The 20186-nt window shown below is 59.1% G+C and carries 16 protein-coding genes; 7 read left to right on the top strand and 9 right to left on the bottom strand.

The annotated features are described in order from the left end of the window. Positions 1-85: 85 nt before the first annotated feature. The 5 genes from rsgA to asd all read left to right on the top strand — a co-directional run bounded on the left by rsgA (position 86) and on the right by asd (position 4351). Positions 86-1120 (top strand): small ribosomal subunit biogenesis GTPase RsgA, encoded by a 1035-nt coding sequence (gene rsgA / locus AR456_RS05170; RefSeq protein WP_021820295.1) that lies wholly within the window; start codon positions 86-88, stop codon positions 1118-1120. A gap of 13 nt (positions 1121-1133) precedes the next feature. Continuing rightward, complete coding sequence (locus tag AR456_RS05165) at positions 1134-1967, top strand: sulfurtransferase (protein WP_021820294.1); 834 nt, start codon at positions 1134-1136, stop codon at positions 1965-1967. Positions 1968-2051: 84 nt separating this feature from the next. Next, entirely contained in the window at positions 2052-2384 is a 333-nt protein-coding gene (locus tag AR456_RS20850; protein ID WP_155829327.1) for a transposase, read from the top strand. An 11-nt stretch (positions 2385-2395) separates the two neighbouring features. Next, positions 2396-3238, top strand: coding sequence for an IS3 family transposase (locus AR456_RS05155; protein ID WP_236995560.1), 843 nt, complete (start codon positions 2396-2398; stop codon positions 3236-3238). Positions 3239-3493: 255 nt separating this feature from the next. Next, positions 3494-4351, top strand: a complete 858-nt coding sequence (gene asd, locus AR456_RS05150; protein ID WP_155829362.1) for an archaetidylserine decarboxylase — start codon at positions 3494-3496, stop codon at positions 4349-4351. On the opposite strand, the gene epmA is transcribed toward asd, so the two are convergent. Both epmA and efp read right to left on the bottom strand, forming a co-directional pair. Further along, positions 4348-5319, bottom strand: coding sequence for an EF-P lysine aminoacylase EpmA (gene epmA, locus AR456_RS05145; protein WP_021820291.1), 972 nt, complete (start codon positions 5317-5319; stop codon positions 4348-4350). The two genes, asd and epmA, sit on opposite strands and share 4 nt — an antisense overlap. Positions 5320-5415: 96 nt before the next feature. Then, positions 5416-5982 carry an elongation factor P gene (gene efp, locus AR456_RS05140; RefSeq protein ID WP_021820290.1) on the bottom strand — a complete coding sequence of 189 codons (567 nt, stop codon included), beginning with the start codon at positions 5980-5982 and terminating at the stop codon, positions 5416-5418. A 105-nt stretch (positions 5983-6087) separates the two neighbouring features. On the opposite strand from efp, the gene epmB reads away from it, so the two are divergent. Then, positions 6088-7143, top strand: a complete 1056-nt coding sequence (gene epmB / locus AR456_RS05135) for an EF-P beta-lysylation protein EpmB (protein ID WP_031208542.1) — start codon at positions 6088-6090, stop codon at positions 7141-7143. A gap of 122 nt (positions 7144-7265) precedes the next feature. On the opposite strand, the gene leuA is transcribed toward epmB, so the two are convergent. Then, a complete protein-coding gene (gene leuA / locus AR456_RS05130) occupies positions 7266-8972 on the bottom strand; it encodes a 2-isopropylmalate synthase (protein ID WP_021820288.1) in 1707 nt (568 codons plus the stop codon). Between the two features lie 587 nt (positions 8973-9559). Here leuA and AR456_RS05125 point away from each other — a divergent pair. Then, entirely contained in the window at positions 9560-10888 is a 1329-nt protein-coding gene (locus AR456_RS05125; RefSeq protein ID WP_021820287.1) for a glycerophosphodiester phosphodiesterase family protein, read from the top strand. A 183-nt stretch (positions 10889-11071) separates the two neighbouring features. Here AR456_RS05125 and AR456_RS05120 read toward each other — a convergent pair whose 3' ends face one another. The 6 genes from AR456_RS05120 to pgi all read right to left on the bottom strand — a co-directional run bounded on the left by AR456_RS05120 (position 11072) and on the right by pgi (position 20086). Further along, positions 11072-11899 (bottom strand): ion transporter, encoded by an 828-nt coding sequence (locus tag AR456_RS05120; protein ID WP_021820286.1) that lies wholly within the window; start codon positions 11897-11899, stop codon positions 11072-11074. Positions 11900-11903: 4 nt separating this feature from the next. After that, the gene (gene serB / locus AR456_RS05115) at positions 11904-13109 is read right to left on the bottom strand and encodes a phosphoserine phosphatase SerB (protein WP_031208539.1); all 1206 of its coding nucleotides are present in this window, start codon (positions 13107-13109) and stop codon (positions 11904-11906) included. 219 nt (positions 13110-13328) lie between these two features. Then, a complete protein-coding gene (gene parC / locus AR456_RS05110; RefSeq protein WP_021820284.1) occupies positions 13329-15590 on the bottom strand; it encodes a DNA topoisomerase IV subunit A in 2262 nt (753 codons plus the stop codon). Positions 15591-15805: 215 nt separating this feature from the next. Then, positions 15806-17686 (bottom strand): DNA topoisomerase IV subunit B, encoded by a 1881-nt coding sequence (gene parE / locus AR456_RS05105; protein ID WP_021820283.1) that lies wholly within the window; start codon positions 17684-17686, stop codon positions 15806-15808. Positions 17687-17740: 54 nt separating this feature from the next. Continuing rightward, the gene (locus AR456_RS05100; RefSeq protein WP_021820282.1) at positions 17741-18367 is read right to left on the bottom strand and encodes a YqiA/YcfP family alpha/beta fold hydrolase; all 627 of its coding nucleotides are present in this window, start codon (positions 18365-18367) and stop codon (positions 17741-17743) included. A gap of 48 nt (positions 18368-18415) precedes the next feature. Continuing rightward, complete coding sequence (pgi, locus tag AR456_RS05095; protein WP_021820281.1) at positions 18416-20086, bottom strand: glucose-6-phosphate isomerase; 1671 nt, start codon at positions 20084-20086, stop codon at positions 18416-18418. Between the last annotated feature and the right edge of the window lie 100 nt (positions 20087-20186).

The raw sequence follows: 20186 nt of genomic DNA, 5'->3' as shown, positions 1-20186 counted from the left end.
GCACCCTGAACGGAACGTCACGATTTACCGGGCCTTGCCGCTGGCATCGTCTTATTTCACCGATTTCAACGACTGCAGCCCCCGGATGAGCAAACGTAAACTAAGTCGTCAGCAGCGCTGGCGCATCGAGAAGGTTCAGGCCGAGCGCGCCAAACGTGCGGCCAAACGTCAGGATGAAGACGACGGCAAGCTGGCCGCTGGCGAGTATGGCAGCGAGCGGAATGGTCGCGTGATCGCTCACTTCGGTCGCACTCTGGATATCGCTGAGCATAGCGGAGAGACGCCGACGCGTTGTCACCTACGCGCCAACCTCGAAGGGCTGGTCACCGGTGATCGAGTGATCTGGCGTCAGGGTGAGGACGGCAGTGGCGTCGTAGTGGCTCGTGGTGAGCGAGACAATGTCCTTGAGCGCCCCGATATGCGTGGCCTGCTCAAACCGGTTGCGGCCAACATCGACCAGATCCTGATCGTGTTCGCAGTGGAACCCGAGCCTCATGCGGGGTTGATCGACCGTTACCTGGTGGCCGCTGAAGCCACCGGCATCAAACCGGTGCTGGTGCTCAACAAGATCGACCTGTTGCCGGAAGACGGCGGCGAGCTGCGCGAACTGCTGTCACGCTACGAGTCACTGGGTTACTCGGTAGTCGCCACGTCGACGTCCAGCGAAGGCGGCATGCAGCCACTGTATGCGCAGCTGGCGGGAAGAACATCGGTGTTCGTCGGCCAGAGTGGTGTCGGCAAGTCCTCGTTGATCGGCCATCTGCTGCCGGATGAACAGTTGCGCATCGGCGAACTGTCGACCGACAGCCGCAAGGGTCGCCATACCACCACCACCGCACAGCTCTACCGTTTGCCGGCACCGGATGACCAGCTCGCCAGTGGCGAGTTGATCGATTCCCCGGGGATACGGGAGTTTGGACTGATCCACCTCGACGAGCGTCAGGTGACAGAGGGGTTTATCGAGTTCCAACCGTTGATAGGGCTTTGCCGCTTCCGCGACTGCCGCCACAGACAGGAACCCGGTTGCGCCCTGCTTGAAGCTGTCGAGCGCGGAGAGATTCATCCCGAACGCTTTGCCAGTTATCGTCGTATCATCGATAGTCTGGATAACGACACCTGACGGGGAGAACCACATGAGCTCGGAAGACAACCTACTGCCGCTGATTGTTGAGCCGGAAGCCGTGGCCGATGCCCTCGGCCACGAGGACGTCCTGATCATCGATGTGCCGATGAAGCCGGAAAGCTACACCGAGGGTCATATTCCCGGTGCACTGTTTCTCGATCATCGACGCCTGCTCAAGGGTAGCGGCAAGGTACCCAATGAGGTTCCGGATGTGGAAGCACTGTCTGAGCTGTTCTCGTCGCTGGGACTGACTCGTGACACACATGTGGTCGCCTACGACGATGAAGGCGGTGGTTGGGCAGGCCGCCTACTGTGGACTCTCGAGTTGATCGGTCACCGTCGCTATTCCTATCTCAACGGTGGCATCCATGCCTGGCGCGCGGCGGGACTTCCTCAGTCCACGGAAACCCACCAGCCTTCACCAGGCCGCTATGAAGCCGAGATTCTGCGCCCCGAGGTTGCCATCGATCGTCTCGAAATCAACGAACGACTGGGCACGGAAGGCTTTGCGATCTGGGATGCCCGATCCCCCGATGAGTATGCCGGCCTCAAGGGCAACAACAAGCACCTCGGACACCTCCCCGGCGCGGTCAATATGGAATGGACCGCCGCCATGGATCGTGAGCGCTCACTTCGCATCCGCGACTACGCCGAACTGATTACCGAATTACAGGCCATGGGCCTGACTCCGGATATGCAAGTGGTCACTCACTGCCAGAGCCATCACCGCAGCGGCTTTACCTGGCTGGTGGGTAAGGCGTTGGGCTTCGACAGGATCCGCGCCTACCCAGGCTCCTGGCAGGAATGGGGCAACCGCGACGATACATCGATCGAGAAGACGTAAGAAACAAGAGGTAAGAGGTAAGAGGTAAGAGGTAAGAAGCAAGATTGCTATGCCCCCGATTTTGTAGACACCTCCCTTTACAGGATGAGGAGAGGTGTCATGCTTCTACGTACACGTCGTCGGTATACGCCTGAATTCAAGCAGCATGTGGTTCAGTGCTCTCTGGAATCGGCGGATTCCCAAACGGTCATTGCTGCCAGGTTCGACGTACCTACCAGTGTCCTTGAACGGTGGAGGAGAGAGCACGTGTCGACTCATGAGAAGGATCAGAAGCCACTGCCCAACCGGGGAGCCTCGAAGAGCCTGGCTGACCTCGAACGCGAGAACCGCCAGCTCCGCAAGCAGTTGGCACGCAAGGAGCTGGAGGTAGAGATCCTAAAAAAGGCCGAAGAGTACTTTGCCAAGGGCATGAAGTAAGGTTCCGCTTCATCCAGCGTTTTCATGGTGATCAATATCCGGTCGCCATGATGTGCAAAGTACTCGGAGTGTCTCGATCCGGCTTCTATCGCTGGGCGTCCAGGACGCCATCGAAGCGCTGCCAGGCCAATCAAGCACTGTCGATGTTTCTGCATCAGGAAGCTGAGCAGCAGCATGGGATTCCCGGCTACCGCAAGCTCTGGTATTCCGCAGTGCAGTCAGGCTTCATCTGCAGCCAGAACCGAGTCCAACGACTGCTTCAGCGCATGGGATATCGCTCTGTGACAGCTCCTCGCCCTGGTTGGCGCAAACCAAAGCCCGGTATCCCGGTACGCCCCAATCTGCTCAACAGAGGCTTCTGTGTCGACGAGCCTGACCGTGTCTGGGTATCGGACATCACTCAGGTTCGGTGTCAGGAAGGCTGGCTCTACATTGCTACGGTCATGGACCTGTACTCGCGTCGCGTGGTCGGTCATGCCTGCAGCCCTCAGGTGGATGCCACCCTGGTGAAAGAAGCTGTAGTGGAGGCGCTGAGCTGGCGGTCGATCACTGAGGGAGACAGCCTGTTCCACTCAGATCAGGGAGCTCAGTATCGCAGTGAGGACGTGCTGAAAACACTGAATGGGGCCGGCTTTACGATCAGCATGTCTCGGCGAGGGAACTGTTGGGACAACGCCTGTGCAGAGAGTTTCTTTTCTCTGATGAAGCGGGAGTGGCTGCATCATCTGGGGCTGGTGACGCGTGAGGAAATGAAGAAGGCGGTGAAATACTACATTGAAGAGTACTACGATGGAGTCCGCGCTCACGAGACCCTGGGCGGATTAACACCCAGGGACTACGAGTTGGCGGCCTAAACCGAGGTGTCTACTTTTTCAGGGGCACACCAGATGCAGCAACGAGTATCGAGCTGTGAGCCATGAATCTTGAGTAACGTCTCGAAGCCACCAGCAGCCGAAAGCCCTTGACTGCTGGTGGCTTCGGTCTTCGGGGTTACTTACGTCTTCCCTCTCAACTCTCACCTCTTTACAACTCGTAGCCCGACTCAGGCACCTCCCTTATACTTTGCCTGCGAAACCATTCAGGCCCGCAAAACCATTCAGAGATCCGCTATTGTGACCGCCGCCAAGCTGTTTGCTCTACTCCAGTACCCCATTCCCCATCACCTGCTTTCGCGTCTGGTCGGTTGTCTGGCCGAGTGCCGTATCGGCTGGCTGAAGAATGCTCTGGTCAAACTGTTCATCAAGCAGTTCAAGGTCGATATGAGCGAGGCAGTGGAAGAGGACCCCGAGGTCTACCCCACCTTCAACGCCTTCTTCACTCGTGCGCTCAAGGCCGATGCGCGACCATTGGAAGAAGGGTTGTTGTGTCCCGCAGATGGCACCCTGTCACAATGGGGCCGCATCGAAGAAGGTCGCCTGATCCAGGCCAAGGGGCATCGCTTCAGCGTCAGTGACCTGCTCGGCGGTGACCCACTTCGCGCCAGCGACTATCGCAATGGCAGCTTTGCTACCGTTTACCTGTCCCCACGCGACTACCACCGCGTACATATGCCCTTGACCGGCACTCTGACCGAAATGGTTTACGTACCCGGCCGGCTGTTCTCGGTCAACGACGCTACCACTCGCTATGTGCCTGGCCTGTTCGCGCGCAATGAGCGCCTGGTGTGTCACTTCGATACAGAGCAGGGACCGATGGTCATGGTGCTGGTGGGCGCGATGATCGTGGCGGCCATAGAGACGGTATGGAGTGGCCAGGTAACGCCACTGTCCGGCCGTGTCGAGCGCGTCCGTTTCGATCGGCCAATCACCCTCGAGCGTGGCGCCGAGATGGGCCGTTTCAAGCTGGGCTCCACCGTGGTCATGGCCTTCGCCAATCAAGTGGACTTCGACGCCATCTCACCCGCCAGAGACGGCGGCATTGAAGTGCGGATGGGACAGCAGCTCGCCAGTGGTGACGCGTCCGACTAACAAACTGGTGTAGCGAAGGCGATAACCTCCTCCAACCGCTCCCTACCCAGCGCCAGTTGAATCAATCGATCGAGCCCGAGGGCCACGCCACTACCCTCGGGCATTCCCGCCTCAAGCGCCGCCAGAAGACGCTCGTCGCTGTCCACTTCCGGCAGTCCCAGCGTACGCCGGTCGGCATTGTCGGCAGCGAAACGCTGGCGCTGCTCGGTAGCATCGGTCAACTCATCGTAACCGTTGGCGAGTTCGATTCCTCTCAGGTAGATCTCGAAGCGTGACGCGACCCACTCACCATCACGTGGGTCTCGGTGACGCCGCGCCAGTGCCGCCTGAGTGGCGGGATAGTCGACCACCACGTCAAGCCCCGAGTGCCCCAGCTTCGGCTCGATCACGAGGCTCATCAGCAAGTCCAGGCAATCGTCCCGCGCCGCCGCTGCCATATCGAGCTGGCCATGTAGAGTGGCCAACTGGCGCAGATCTTCCAGCTCCACCGTAAAAGGGTCCAGCGCCAGATTAGCAATAAACAGATCACGGTAGCTCTGTTGGCGGGTCGGACCAGGGTCGGTAGCCAGCAGCGTTCGAATCAGTTCCTGTGTCTCATCGAGCAGTTGCGCCAGCGACCAACCGGGTCGATACCACTCGAGCATGCTGAACTCGATGTTGTGTCGACGCCCCACTTCGCCATCACGGAAGCTGCGCGCGATCTGATAGACAGGACCACTGCCCGCTGCAAGCAGGCGTTTCATGGCGAACTCGGGTGAAGTCTGCAGCCACAGGCGTTGACGCCCAGTCGGCGTCAGCGCCTCGCAGCTGAGCGAGGCCAGATGGATATCGGTACTACCGCCCTGCCCCAATACCGGCGTCTCGACTTCCAGCACATCACGCTCGGCAAAAAAGCCCCGCACTACTGCCATAAGCCGCGCGCGCTGGCGCAAGGTGTCGATGGTTGCCGTCGGCTGCCATGCGATCATTGCGTTGCTGCTCCTTCCTGTGCTGGATTCAGCTGGCACCAAACAACGAAGGCCACGCAAAGCGTGGCCTTCGTTGGATACCATGCAAGCGTGGCCTCAAGCGCGAGAGACGTAATCACCGCTACGAGTATCAATACGCAGGACTTCGCCCTGGTTGATGAACAGCGGCACACGAACCACGGCACCGGAAGACAGGGTCGCTGGCTTGGAGCCGCCCTGAGCGGTATCACCCTTGAGGCCCGGATCGGTCTCGACGACTTCCAGCTCAATGAAGTTCGGCGGCGACACGGAGATGGCATTGTCGTTCCACAGCGTGATGGTATAGACCACCTGCTCCTTGAGCCATTTGCCGGTATCACCCAGCGCCTTCTTCTCGACCGCGTACTGCTCGAAAGAGCCATCGGTCTTCATGAAGTGCCACATGTCACCATCGGTGTACAGGTACTCCATGTCGAGATCCATTACATCGGCGCCTTCAAGGGATTCACCTGACTTGAAAGTGCGCTCCCAGACCCGACCACTGATCAGGTTACGCAGCTTGACGCGGTTGAAGGCCTGGCCCTTGCCGGGCTTGACGAATTCATTCTCGACGATGGCACAGGGGTCCCCGTCCAGCATTACCTTCAGACCGCCCTTGAATTCGTTGGTAGAATAGTTCGCCATGAGTTCTCTTTCCTATCAGTGCCCTGCCCAGCCTCTGGCGGCGGGCGACACAAAGCAGACAATTCACGGGGCAACAGCCCCCGCGCGTATCAATGGGTGGCACGCATGATAACCCGAAGCCCGATGCTTTTGCATTGCTCACCCAGCAATTGCTCTCCCGACGGCAGTGACGCTCCATGGCCTGAACCGGGGAGTTGGCGACGCCAACTGGCCGGTGCCATTCGCGATCCCCGTGACTTGTGCCAACGGCTGGGGCTCGACCCTGCCTATATGGCCGGGGCCCTTGAAGGTCATGAGTTGTTCGAGGTCCGAGTCCCCGAAGCATTTGCTGCGCGTATGCGGACCGGTGACCCCATGGACCCGCTGTTGCGTCAGGTATTACCGCTGGCCAGCGAGGCCGACACTTCCCCCGGGTTTGTCACCGACCCGCTCGAAGAAGCGCAACACACGGCCCGACGCGGCCTGATTCACAAGTACGCCGGTCGTGTGTTGTTGATCGCCAGTCCCGCCTGTGCGGTCAACTGCCGCTATTGCTTCAGGCGTCACTTCCCTTACGACGACAACGCGCCATCGCGCAGCCAATGGGAAGACACACTCAACTACCTGCGTGATGACAGCAGTCTGCGCGAGGCAATTCTTTCCGGTGGTGACCCCCTCGCTGCAAGCGATCGCCAGCTTGCCTGGCTGGTGGAGAAACTGGATAGCATTCGCCATCTCAAGCGTCTGCGCCTGCATACCCGCCTGCCGGTGGTGATCCCCGATCGCGTCGATGCCATCATGCTCGATTGGTTAGCCAGCACTCGCCTGCAGAAGGTCATGGTGCTGCATATCAACCATGCCAACGAGATCGACGACGCGGTGATTGCCGCCTGTGCACGGCTCAAGGCTGCGGGCGTCACACTGCTCAACCAGAGCGTGATCCTGAGAGGCGTCAACGATGATGTCGATAGCCTCGAAGCACTGTCTGAACGACTGTTCGAGGCTGGCGTCCTGCCCTATTACCTGCACGCCTTCGACCCGGTTGCCGGTGCCGCCCATTTTGCCGTGAGTGACGAGACCGCCGAAGCACTGATAGCGGAGCTACGTACCCGACTTCCCGGCTTTCTGATGCCAACGCTGGCTCGAGAGATTCCCGGCGAAGCGAGCAAGACACCGCTATAGGCAGAGGGAAGAGAGAAGAGACAAGGAGAAGGAACAAGAGGAAAGAGAAGCCGTCAGCACCAAGTATTGGCTACTTCTGACCTCTCTGACCTCTTGCTTCTGACCTCTTACAACTTCCCTTCTCAGACAACCGTATCGGCTGTCACGTTGGGCGCGACGATGCCGGTGGACAGCTTGCGGTTTACCGCGCTCAGTACGCCCTTGATCGAGGCGCTGGTAATGCTCTCGTCGGTACCTACACCGAAGACCGACTCGTCGCCAACGCGCACTTCCACATAGGCGATGGCTTCCGCATCGGCGCCCTGACCGCGGGAGTGCTCATGGTAGTCGATGATCTCGACATCGTGTCCTTGCGCCGCGAGCGCCTTGATGAAGGCCGCAAGAGGGCCATTGCCCTGGGCGCTGATGGTCTGTCGGTCATCTTCCTTGCTGATCACCGCTTCGAGAGTCACGGTCGGACTATCCGGCTCGGATGACAGGCGGTGGCTGACCAGCGCATAGGGAGAAGTCTTGGCCAGATACTCGTCAACAAAGGCCTGGTAGACCATCTCGGAAGTGATTTCCTTACCGATGCGATCGGCGACATCCTGCACCACCGTGCTGAACTCCATCGCCAGACGACGCGGCAGCTCGATGCCGTGTTCCTGCTCGAGCAGATAGGAAACCCCGCCCTTGCCCGACTGGCTGTTGACGCGAATCACCGCTTCGTAACTACGGCCCACGTCGAGTGGGTCGATGGGCAGATACGGTACTGCCCACACATCATCCGGGCTGTCCTTGCGAACCGCCATGCCCTTCTTGATCGCATCCTGATGAGACCCGGAGAAGGCCGTAAACACGAGGTCGCCGACGTAGGGATGGCGCGGATGGACCGGCAACTGGTTGCAATACTCCACCTCACGCATGATCGGCGTGATGTTGGAGAAGTCGAGTCCTGGGTGTACACCCTGGGTATAGAGGTTCATGGCCAGAGTCACGATATCGACGTTACCGGTACGCTCGCCATTACCAAACAGCGTACCCTCGACCCGGTCGGCCCCCGCCATCAACGTCAGCTCTGCGGCAGCTACCCCGGTGCCTCGATCGTTATGCGGGTGCACACTGACAATCAGGTGGTCGCGGTGCTCGACATTGCGGCAGAACCATTCGATCTGATCGGCGTAGTTGTTCGGTGTCGCGCACTCCACCGTGGCCGGCAGATTGACGATCATTCGCTTGTCAGCCGTCGCGCCGTAGGTGGCACTCACGGCATTGACGATTTCCACCGCGAAATCCATCTCGGTCGTAGTGAAAAGCTCTGGTGAGTACTGGAAGGTCCAGTCGGTCTCCGGTGCCGCATCCATCAGCTCACGAATCTGCCGGGTAGCGGTCACAGCGATATCGATGCACTCGGCGCGATTGACGTTGAACACCACCTTGCGGAATACCGGATCGGTCGCGTTGTAGACGTGCACGATGGCCTGCTTCGCACCCTTGAGCGATTCGAAAGTACGTTCGATGAGATGGGGGCGCGCCTGGGTCAGCACCTGAATAGTGACATCGTCCGGCACCTTACCTTCCTCGATCAGACTGCGCACGAAGTCAAAGTCTGTCTGCGATGCAGAAGGGAAGCCGACCTCGATCTCCTTGAAACCGATCTTGACCAGCATGTCGAAGAAACGCTGCTTACGCTCCAGGTCCATGGGATCGATCAACGCCTGGTTGCCATCGCGCAGATCAACGCTACACCACGCCGGTGGCGTCTCGATGCGTCGACTGGGCCATTGACGGTCAGGGAGGTCAACCGCGACAAAGGGACGATATTTCCTGGAAGGATCATTGAGCATCATGGCAGCTTCTCCGGGTGTGTGCAGCGGTCCAACCGCTCTGTGGTTGAACGAAGAGTTGTGATGGGCTGCTGGCCTTTCGGCCAGCGCCAGAAATGACAACGCCCCGACTGTCAGAAGACAGACGGGGCGTTGTGGAATCGGACCACGCCACCTTTACGTCAATCGCGCGAGACGAAACAACGATCTGACAGGAGCAGACGTTCATGACGTGGTAGGCATTGGTGGTGGACATGTAAACAACCTCGACTGAAACCTGACATTTCGGTAATGCAAGGGCATTACCCAGCGCGCATCAAAGGCGGGCTAGTAGTCGTAGGCTTAGTTCGAGGTTGCGATATGTCATATTCATACCCCCTAGAAAATCAGGACTGGGCATCGTTGTCAACTTCTCATTGTATCGAGGGGGTTGGTAGCAAGGATTGAAGGGATTGGTAGCAATGAATGTCGGCCCCTCCCGGGGCTCCCCAGCGAACTGCCATAACACTGTCACACGGCATCTTCTAGACTGACAGGCTGAGCCAGGCCTGAGCGTCCAATAGCAGCGGGCCCGCCTGTCAGGAATGACCAAATCCCATAAGGAGAAGTATATGCCGTTGCCTTTCAATGCTGTATGGCTTGAGCCCTGCCGCCTGCTGATGTTCACGGCGCTCCCCCTATCGCTGGCCTTCAGCGGCGCGGCATTGGCAGAGCCCGAAGCCCTCAGCGATGACAACAAGGCACAGTCCAGTGCCATGCCGGTTAGTCTCGGCCCACGCCCGTTTTTCCTGGTCGACGATATGGACGAGGACAACACGCAGTCGGCAAAACTCAAGTCACGCCTTGAGCAATGCGCCGCAGACCTTACTGTGTATGAACGCAGTGATTTCAGCATAGGCCATCGCGGCGCGCCGATGATGTTCCCGGAGCATACCCGCGAATCCTGGCTTGCTGCAGCACGCATGGGAGCCGGGGCTCTGGAGTGTGATGTGGCCTTCACCGAAGACAAGGAACTGGTGTGCCGTCACTCACAGAGTGACCTGCACTCCACGACCAACATTCTGGAAACCCCACTGGCCGAACAGTGTAGCGTACCTCCCGAGTACAGCACCGATGGCAAGCTGACCAATGCCGAGGATATCCTGTGCTCCACCAGCGACATCACGCTGGCTGAGTTCAAGACCCTCGAAGGGCGCATGGACGGTGTCAACACGGAAGCCGATACACTCGAAGCGTACATGGCCGGCAATCCCCGCTGGCGTACCGAGCTTTACTCCAGCCGCGGTACCCTGATGACTCACGCCGAGAGCATCGAGCTGTTCAAGTCGCTGGGCGTTAAGATGGTACCTGAACTCAAGACGCCGACAGTCGAAATGCCCTTCGACGGCATGACTCAGCAGGATTATGCGCAGAAGCTGATCGATGAGTATGTAGCGGCGGGCGTCGATCCCAGCGATGTTTTCCCGCAGTCATTCCTGCTGGATGACGTTCGCTACTGGGTCGACAATACGGAATTCGGCGAGCAAGCCGTATTTCTCGACGACCGCGATACCCAGCCGGATTTCGATGTCAGTAATCCGGACAGCTGGAAGCCATCGATGCAGGAGCTGGCCGATATGGGGGTGAAGATTCTGGCACCGCCGATGTGGATGTTGCTGGCCGAGAGTGACGACGCCGACCACCCCATTGTGCCATCGGTCTACGCAGAGCAAGCCAATGAGGCGGGACTCGACCTGATCGCCTGGTCATTCGAGCGCTCTGCTCCGCTCACGGAAGACGGCGCCTGGTATCACCAGACGACTGACAATGTCATCAACAATGACGGCGACAAGATGGTCAGTCTCGACGTTCTGGCTCGTGATGTTGGCGTGCGCGCCGTATTCTCGGACTGGCCTGCGTCCGTGACCTTCTACGCCAATTGCATGGCAGAAGAGCTCTAGAAAGGCCGCTCGTAAAAAAGCCGGGAGGAATTCCTCTCCCGGCCATCCGCCATGCCTGGCGCCTCATCCTCAGACTCAGCCTACATAGGTCAGCCTACGTAGATCAGCGCCGGGCCAGCAGGGTGTATCCAGCGCATCAGCGGCAGTGCTGTGCTGTGCTGTGCTGCTGAAGAAGAGACATGATCAGTCACGCCGCTGCAAGAGCCCTTCCATGCGATTCAACTGGTCGCGCAGTTCGCGCACATCTTTACGCAAGCCATGCAGTTCAGCCGCCTCGCCCTCTCCACTTTCCAGCTCGATAGCCACGCTCTCCTTCTGCATCACATCCAGTACGATGCCGATCATCATGTTCAGGAACACAAAAGCATTCAGGAAGATGAAGGTCAGGAAATAGATCCAGGCGTAGGGGTAATGCTCCATGGCGGGATACAGCACCGCTGTGGCCCAGCTCTCGAAGGTCGCGACCTGGAATAGCGTCAGCATGGCCAGGGAAATATTGCCCCACAAACCGGGGTCCACATCCACGAACAGGAAACTGCCCAAAGCACCATAGATGTAGAAAATGATGAACATCAGCAGAACCACGTAGCCCATGCGTGGAATCGACTTGAACAGCGCCACCATCAGGATGCGCAGTTCAGGAACCATCGACACCAGACGCAGCACCCGGAAGATACGCAGCAGGCGTGCCAGCAGCACCAGCTCCGAGTCGTCCAGCGGCACCAGGCTGGCGGCAACGATCAGGAAATCGAAGACATTCCAGCCCTTCTTGAAGAAGTCGAGCGGGCGCTTTTCTGCCGCCATGCGGATCAGCAGCTCGACCAGAAAGAACACCGTAACGGCCGTATCCAGCACCAGCAGAACCTGGTGAAAACGGGACGTTTCCTCATAGGTCTTGGCGCCGATCAGCAAGGCCGAAAAGATGATGATGGCGATAACGGAAAGTTCAAAGAGCTTGTTGGCCCGCAGTCGTTCGAAACGTGCACGCCAATCATCCAGGGTCACGGCCATCCCGTCATGCCTCCAGGTCTGACTGGCGGTAGCCAATCAGGTAAAGCACGGCATCCAGCCCCAGCGTTGAAATACTCTGACGCGCCTGTTGTCTGACCATTGGCTTGGCACGGAAGGCAATACCGAGACCGGCCTCAGCGAGCATCTTGAGGTCATTGGCACCATCGCCAACGGCAATGGTCTGCTCCATGCGAATACCCTCGCGCTCGGCAATCTCACGCAGCAACAAGGCCTTGCGATCTGCATCGACAATCGGCTCCCGCACTTCGCCGGTGACCTTGCCGTTCTCGATGACCAGCTCGTTGGCGTGGATCTCATCAAAACCGAGCCGCTGCTGCAGATAGCGGGCGAAATAGGTAAAGCCGCCCGACAGAATCGCGGTGCGGTAACCCAGACGCTTGAGCTGGGCCATCAGTGTCTCGACACCATCCATCAGCGGCAGCTCAGCAGCGATCTCGGCCAGCACTGACTCGTCGAGCCCCTTGAGCTTTGCCATACGCTCGCGAAAGCTCTGCTGGAAGTCGAGCTCACCACGCATGGCACGTTCAGTCACCTCGGCCACTTCGTCATAGACGCCATGGCGACGCGCCAATTCATCGATAACTTCGGCCTTGATCAAGGTCGAGTCCATGTCGAAGCACACCAGACGGCGATGAGTTCGCCAGATGCAATCTTCCTGAAGGGCGATATCGACACCATGTGCTGCGCCCAGCGCCAGCGCTTTTTCGCGCAACGCCAGAATGTCCGCATCGGGGCCGCGCAGCCAACACTCGACACAACTGCCCTGCTGTGGCGCCTCACCATCCAGCGGCTCACGGCCGGATAGGCGGTGAATCAGCTCGACTGTCAGACCGTGTTCGGCCGTCAACGCGCCAACCTCAGCGAGGATGCCTGCCGGAATTCGGGGCGCCAACAGCGTCATGATCAGCCGCGGCTGGCTCTGGTTTTCACTCCAGCGATGATATTCCTCGGCGCTGACCTGGATCGCCTGCACATCAAGGCCAAGGTCAGTGCCGGTAGCCGCCAGCGCCGATTCCAGCTCGGCCTCGTGATCCAACGCCACTACCGCTTCCAGCGAAACGATACCGAAGGTGACACTCTGGTTGATATCCAGCAGCCGCGCGCCACTCCGCGCCAGAGTCTTGCCCAGTTCTGCCAATTGTCCGGGCCGAGCCTGGCCGGTTGCGCGCATCAGGATTCTTCGAGTCATGGTTTTCCTGTTTCAGCCGTATAGATGGCCGCCTCGGGAGTCGGCGGCAAGGCAATGAGTTGAGGATACCGGATTTACGCTACTGCTGGGAAACGTCCGAGTGTCGGGCCCATCACGTGCGGCGCCTTATGTGACATAGCTGCAGCGGCACATGAAGAACGCCGGCCACTGGGGAACCAGTGGCCGGCGTTTAAAACCACCCTTGATGCTCGTACCGAATCAGCCGTTGCCGTCCAGACGCTCAAGCATATCGACCTTCTGCAGGCCACGCGGCAACTTGCTGCCTCGCCGCCCGCGATCGCCACGGTAATAGTCCAACTCGGAATTCTTCAGCGTCAACTTACGCTTGCCGGAATGGATGACCAACGCATCTCCCGCCGCCAACACCACCATACCGCGCACGAATTCCTCGCGTCTCGCGGCCCGTGCACCGGGGATATCGATCATCTTGTTGCCCTTGCCCTTGGACAATTCAGGCAACTGATCCAGCGAGAAGATCAGCAGTCGTCCTTCGTTGGAGACCACTGCAACGCTCAGATCCTCGCCGCTGGGTAGCTCCACCGGCGGCATCACATTGCAGCCTTTGGGCAGACTCAGTGCAGCCTTGCCCGAGCGGTTCTTGCCGGTCAGGTCCCCAAGCTTGGCAACAAATCCGTAACCACCATCAGATCCCAACAGGAAACGGCCTTCGGGAGCCGACAACATCACGCCAACCAGATGCGCACCCGCCGAGACGTTAACCTTACCGGTCACCGGCTCCCCCTGCCCACGGGCACTGGGTAACTGGTGGGTCGGCAGAGTATAGGCGCGACCGGTATCGTCGAGCAGCACCAGCGGCTGATTGGTCTTGCCTCGCGCCGCCAACAGGAAGCGGTCACCTGCCTTGTAGGACAGCCCCGAAGGATCAATGTCATGACCCTTGGCAGCACGAATCCAGCCCTTCTCGGACAGCACCACCGTCACCGGGTCAGCACCGACCAACTCAACTTCGGACAGCGCCCTGGCATCCTCACGTTCGACGATCGGCGAGCGACGTGCATCGCCATACTCCTCTCCGGCCTCGCGCAGTTCCTTCTCGATCAGGTTGGTCATCTTCGCTTCGCTGCCCAACAGGCTCTCGAGGTGCTTGCGCTCCGCTTCGAGTTCGTCCTGCTCGGTACGAATCTTCATTTCCTCGAGCTTGGCCAGGTGACGCAGACGCAGCTCGAGGATCGCTTCCGACTGACGCTCGGAGATACCGAAGGCTTCCATCAACGCAGTCTTCGGCTCGTCCTCCTCGCGAATAATGCGGATGACTTCATCGATATTGAGGTAGGCAATCAGCAGGCCTTCAAGGATGTGCAGACGATCCTGTACCTTGCCCAGGCGGTGCTCGAGGCGCCGACGCACAGTGGTGCGACGGAAGTTCAGCCATTCACCGAGCATCTCCGGCAACGGCATGACCCGTGGCCGTCCGTCGAGGCCGATCACGTTGAGGTTAACGCGAACATTCTTCTCGAGATCGGTGGTGGCAAACAGGTGCGCCATCAACGACTCGATATCGACCCGATTGGAGCGCGGCTCAATCACCAGCCGTGTTGGCTCCTCATGGGTCGACTCGTCACGCAGGTCGGCGACCATCGGCAGCTTCTTGGCCTGCATCTGCGCGGCGATCTGCTCCAGCACCTTGGCACCGCTGACCTGGTAAGGCACCGAGGTGATGACCACCTGCCCTTCTTCCTGAGTATAGCGTGCGCGCAGTTTCACCGAGCCGCGACCACTCTCGTAGAGTTTGCGCAGGTCGGCACGCGGGGTAATGATCTCGGCGTCAGTGGGAAAGTCCGGGCCCGGCAGATACTGCATCAAGTCAGCGGTAGTCACACCGGGATTGCGCAGTACATGGCAGGTCGCCTCCACCACCTCGCGCACATTGTGCGGAGGAATATCAGTGGCCATACCGACGGCGATACCGGTGCCACCGTTGAGCAGTACATGCGGAAGCCGCGCCGGCAGTACCACCGGCTCATTCATGGTGCCATCGAAGTTGGGCGTCCAATCGACGGTACCCTGGCCCAGTTCGGAGAGCAGTACTTCGGAGAAGCGCGACAGTCGCGCCTCGGTATAACGCATGGCGGCGAAGGACTTGGGATCATCCGGACTACCCCAGTTACCCTGTCCATCGACCAGCGGATAGCGATAGCTGAACGCCTGGGCCATCAACACCATGGCTTCGTAACAGGCACTGTCACCGTGCGGGTGAAACTTACCCAGCACATCACCCACGGTACGCGCCGACTTCTTGTACTTGGCATTGGCCGTCAACGACAGCTCGCGCATGGCGTAGATGATGCGCCGCTGTACCGGTTTCATACCATCGCCGATATGCGGCAAGGCCCGGTCGAGGATCACGTACATCGAATAATCGAGATACGCCTTTTCGGTATATTCGCGCAGGGATAAACGTTCGACATCCCCCTCCGCGACCTGAATGTCCATGGTCATATAGTGACCCTTTCCCTGTGACTTTCGTAAAGACAGAAGAAGTAAGAAGGAAGACGTAAGAAACAAGAAGGAAGAAACGAGTGTCGAGCTGTTTTCCGTGAGATGGAAGCCCACTGCCCTCGAGCCGAATTCGAGGCCAATTACAGCCCTCAGTTCTCAGCTTTTTACTCTTCCCTCTTTCCTCTTCCTTCTTCGCTCTTTCCCTTCCCTCGTCATCATATTTCCAGATCGGCGAGGTTGCCGTAGTCCTCGAGCCAGCTCTTGCGGTCGGCGGCGCGTTTCTTCGCCAGCAACATGTCCATCATTTCCATGGTGCCGTCGCCTTCGGTGCGGGTGAGCTGTACCAGGCGGCGGGTTTCCACTGCCATGGTCGTCTCGCGCAGCTGTAGCGGACTCATTTCGCCGAGGCCCTTGAAGCGCTGAACGTTGGGAGTGCCGCGCTTGCTTTCGAGCTGCTTGAGGATCGCCGCCTTCTCACTTTCATCAAGCGCGTAGTGGACTTCCTTGCCGAGGTCGATGCGGTACAGCGGGGGCATGGCGACAAACACATGGCCAGCATCGACCAGCGCCGGAAAATGACGCACGAACAGGGCACACAGCAGCGTCGCGATGTGCAGGCCGTCGGAGTCGGCATCGGCGAGGATACAGATCTTGTGGTAGCGCAGCTTGGACAGATCCTCGCTGACCGGGTCCATGCCGATGGCGACCGCGATATCATGAACTTCCTGAGAGCCATAGATATCGTGAGATTCGACTTCCCAGGTATTGAGGATCTTGCCGCGCAGCGGCAGGATCGCCTGGCTCTCACGGTTACGTGCCTGCTTGGCGCTGCCACCGGCCGAGTCACCCTCGACCAGAAACAGTTCGCTGAGCGCCGGGTCCTGACCACTGCAGTCGGCCAGTTTGCCGGGCAACGCCGGGCCGGAGGTGACCTTCTTGCGGGCGACCTTTTTCGAGCTTTTCTGGCGCCGCTGGGCTGCGCTGATCACCATTTCCGCCAGCGCCTCGGCCTGGTCGACATGGTGGTTGAGCCACAACGAGAAGGCATCCTTGACCACACCGGAAACGAACCCCGCCACAGTGCGTGACGACAGACGCTCCTTGGTCTGGCCGGCAAACTGCGGGTCGAGCATCTTCACCGATAGCACATAGGCGACCCGCTCCCAGAGATCCTCGGCGGTCAACTTGACGCCACGCGGCAGTATGCTGCGGTATTCACAGAACTCGCGCAGCGCTTCAAGCAGCCCGGAGCGCAAGCCATTGACGTGAGTACCGCCCTGAGCAGTGGGAATCAGGTTGACGTAGCTTTCCATCAACGAGTCGCCGCCCTCCGGCAGCCACTGAATCGCCCAGTCCACCGCCTGGTCATCATCGGAAAAATGCCCTACGAAGGGCGATACCGGTATGACCTCATAGCCATCGGTGGTCTGCGCCAGGTAATCGCGCAGGCCATCCTCGAATTGCCAGGTGGTAACGGTACCGTCGACCTCGGTCAGTTCGACCTTGAGTCCCGGACAGAGCACGGCCTTTGCACGCAACAGATGCTTGAGCCGTGAAATCGAGAGGTTGGGGCTATCGAAGTAACTGGTTTCAGGCCAGAAGCGCACCAGGGTACCGCGAGCGCGCTTGGCGGCGGTACCGATGACCTCAAGAGGCGAAACCGTATCGCCATGCTCGAACGCCATGCCATGGCGTTGTCCATCGCGCAGCACTTCGACTTCGAGACGCTGCGACAAGGCATTGACGACGGATACCCCAACCCCATGCAAGCCACCGGAAAAACGGTAGCTGGAGGAGGAGAACTTACCGCCGGCGTGCAGCCGGGTCATGATCAATTCGATACCCGAGACCCCATGTTCGGGGTGGATATCGATCGGCATGCCGCGGCCGTTATCCTCGACCTCCACTCCGCCGTCGGCAAGCAACTTGACGCAAATCTCGTTGGCGTATTCTGCCAGCGCCTCATCGACACTGTTGTCGATGACTTCCTGCACCAGGTGATTGGGCCTGGACGTATCGGTGTACATACCGGGGCGCTTACGCACGGGCTCAAGCCCGGAGAGCACCTCGATCGAACTGGCACTGTATTGAGTCATGCGTGGTCCATCATCATGGTGACAAGGCTCGTGCCGGACGGCGAAGCATCAAGCTCACACCACCCGACCAATCTTCCCAGCTTCCAGCTGGTAACCTGCATGGGCAAACATCGCCGGTAGGTAGTCGGCCAGTGCCGCGAAGCCGTGTTCGCCACCGGGGTGAATCAGCATCCGTGCGCCGCGATAGGCCGCTACGGTCTGGGCACTATCAAGCGTTTCGTCCTGAGTCACAACCAACAGCAGGTAGCGCCAGGCATCGATATGCTCCGGCGTCACCTCGGCAACCTGATCGCGATGCCGCGGCTCGATGCTGAAGCGCTCGCCGGTGTACTCATTAACGAAGCGCTGGCCCAGCAACGACTCAACCAGATAAACCGGTCGCACCGCTGGATTGATCAGCACGGCCCTCAGATCGTTGCGCTGCGCCAACACCGTGGCGAGAAACCCACCCATGGAGCTTCCCATCACTATCGGCTGTGGGCCGAGCTGTTCAAGACAACTCTGTGCTGTTTCCAGCGCGACACTCGCCAATGCTGATAGATCCGGTATTGAACAGTCGAGGCCGAGATGCTCACATGCCTGCTTCACCAACCGCGCCTTGGGCGACGCTCCAGCACTGTTGAAGCCATGCAGGTATAGCACGCCGCTGGCTTTCCGCGGCGCAGGTGTCTGGTCCAGCATAACTGAAACCCTGTATATTTTACCAGCAAACCAATGCCGAGAACGGCATCACTCTCCACCGGCACGCCAGGTTGCCTCGATCAAACCGCGGGTCGAAGCATCCATATCATCGAGCCCCTGACGCCCTTCAATAATGTCACGGGTCTCGTTGGCGATCTTCTTGCCCAGTTCAACGCCCCACTGATCAAAGGGATTGATGCCCCAGATCGTCGCCTGCACAAATACCTTGTGCTCGTACAGAGCAATCAATGCGCCCAGCGTCTCCGGCGTCAGCCGCTCCAGCAGCAGCGTAGTCGACGGCTGGTTGCCACGATAACGCTTATGCTCGGGACGCGGGCCATCATCGGCAATCGCATCGTCGCCAAGCATCAGTACGCGGGATTGGGCGAAACAGTTGGCCAGCGTCAAGCGGTGCTGACTCATGAGGTGCTCACGAGTCGCAGGGTCGGGTACATCATCATAACGCACCAGTGGCGCGATGAAGTCGCACTCCACGGCCTGGGTGCCCTGGTGCAATAACTGATAGAACGCATGCTGGGCATTGGGGCCCAACTGTCCCCACAACACCGGACAGGTGGAATAGTCGACACTGTCGCCGTCATTGGTTACCGACTTGCCGTTGGATTCCATCTCCAACTGTTCGAGATAGGCAGCAAAGTACTCAAGGCGACCATCGTAAGGCAGGATCGAGTGGGCACGAATGTCGAGGAAGTTATTGTTCCAGATTCCCGCCAGCGCCAGCATTACCGGCAGGTTGTCCTGCATCGATGCAGTCTGGAAGTGATGATCCATGGAGTGCGCACCCGCCAGCAGACGACGGAAGCCCTGCATGCCGATCACCAATGCAATGGGCAGTCCAATGCCACCCCATAGCGAGTAGCGTCCTCCCACCCACTCCCAGAACTCCAGCTGATGGTCCTCTGCGATCCCCCACTCATTCATCTTCTCGGGGCTGGCCGAGACGCCGATGAAATGCTGGTGCATGACCAATTCGGCATCCACGCCTTCCTGATGACCCGCACCGACCAGCCGGTTGACCAGCCAGTCACGTGCCGTATTGGCATTGGACAGGGTATCGATGGTGGTAAAGGATTTGGACGACAGCACAAACAACGTCGTCTCAGGATTGAAGCGCGCCAGATAGTCGGCCAGTTGAGAGCCATCCATGGTCGAGGCGAAGTGCACCTCCACCGGATGAGTCACTTCGGGCCGGAAGTCCGACAATGCATGGGTCACCATCAGCGGGCCGAGGTCAGAACCGCCGACACCGAGATTGACCACATCGCAGATCGATTTACCGGTAGCACCACGCCACTGGCCAGCATGCAACCGCTCCACCATCTGATCCATATGGCTCAGAGTCGCGTGTACGGCAGGCACCAGGTCCTCGCCATCAACCACCAGGCTAGCATCAGCCGGCAGGCGCAAGGCCGTGTGCAATGCGGGACGGTCTTCGCTGATATTGACGCGTTCGCCGCTCAGTAGCCGCTGAATGGCCTCAGGAACACCGGCCTGCTCGGCCAGCTCCAGCAATAATTCAAGGGTATCGCTCTGCCAACGCTGCTTGGAAAGATCCAGGCGCAAGCCCGCCGCTTCGCGGCTGAACTGGCGATAGCGGTCCTCTCCACTGTGGAACATGTCACGCAGATGCTGCTTACCGATCTGCTGAGCGTGAGCCACCAGCGCCTGCCAGGCAGGCGTCTGATCAATCTTTGCCATTCATCCTCTCCTTGGCGAGCTGTAATGCTGCGACCAGCCATCATGTGGCAACCGATAGGCAGCCGTGCAGCCAGGGGCCTGTGCGCGTAGAATGCAGCCC

The sequence above is a fragment of the Halomonas huangheensis genome, from assembly GCF_001431725.1.
GTDB lineage: Bacteria > Pseudomonadota > Gammaproteobacteria > Pseudomonadales > Halomonadaceae > Halomonas > Halomonas huangheensis.
This window is presented reverse-complemented; position numbering and strand designations above follow the sequence as displayed.

Bases quoted from the DNA above. Each gene is read 5' to 3' on its own strand.
- rsgA (WP_021820295.1), top strand. From the start codon at position 86: ATGAGCAAACGTAAACTAAGTCGTCAGCAGCGCTGGCGCATCGAGAAG.
- AR456_RS05165 (WP_021820294.1), top strand. From the start codon at position 1,134: ATGAGCTCGGAAGACAACCTACTGCCGCTGATTGTTGAGCCGGAAGCC.
- AR456_RS20850 (WP_155829327.1), top strand. From the start codon at position 2,052: ATGAGGAGAGGTGTCATGCTTCTACGTACACGTCGTCGGTATACGCCT.
- epmA (WP_021820291.1), bottom strand. From the start codon at position 5,319: ATGATCGCATGGCAGCCGACGGCAACCATCGACACCTTGCGCCAGCGC.
- efp (WP_021820290.1), bottom strand. From the start codon at position 5,982: ATGGCGAACTATTCTACCAACGAATTCAAGGGCGGTCTGAAGGTAATG.
- epmB (WP_031208542.1), top strand. From the start codon at position 6,088: ATGATAACCCGAAGCCCGATGCTTTTGCATTGCTCACCCAGCAATTGC.
- leuA (WP_021820288.1), bottom strand. From the start codon at position 8,972: ATGATGCTCAATGATCCTTCCAGGAAATATCGTCCCTTTGTCGCGGTT.
- AR456_RS05125 (WP_021820287.1), top strand. From the start codon at position 9,560: ATGCCGTTGCCTTTCAATGCTGTATGGCTTGAGCCCTGCCGCCTGCTG.
- AR456_RS05120 (WP_021820286.1), bottom strand. From the start codon at position 11,899: ATGGCCGTGACCCTGGATGATTGGCGTGCACGTTTCGAACGACTGCGG.
- serB (WP_031208539.1), bottom strand. From the start codon at position 13,109: ATGACTCGAAGAATCCTGATGCGCGCAACCGGCCAGGCTCGGCCCGGA.
- parC (WP_021820284.1), bottom strand. From the start codon at position 15,590: ATGACCATGGACATTCAGGTCGCGGAGGGGGATGTCGAACGTTTATCC.
- parE (WP_021820283.1), bottom strand. From the start codon at position 17,686: ATGACTCAATACAGTGCCAGTTCGATCGAGGTGCTCTCCGGGCTTGAG.
- AR456_RS05100 (WP_021820282.1), bottom strand. From the start codon at position 18,367: ATGCTGGACCAGACACCTGCGCCGCGGAAAGCCAGCGGCGTGCTATAC.
- pgi (WP_021820281.1), bottom strand. From the start codon at position 20,086: ATGGCAAAGATTGATCAGACGCCTGCCTGGCAGGCGCTGGTGGCTCAC.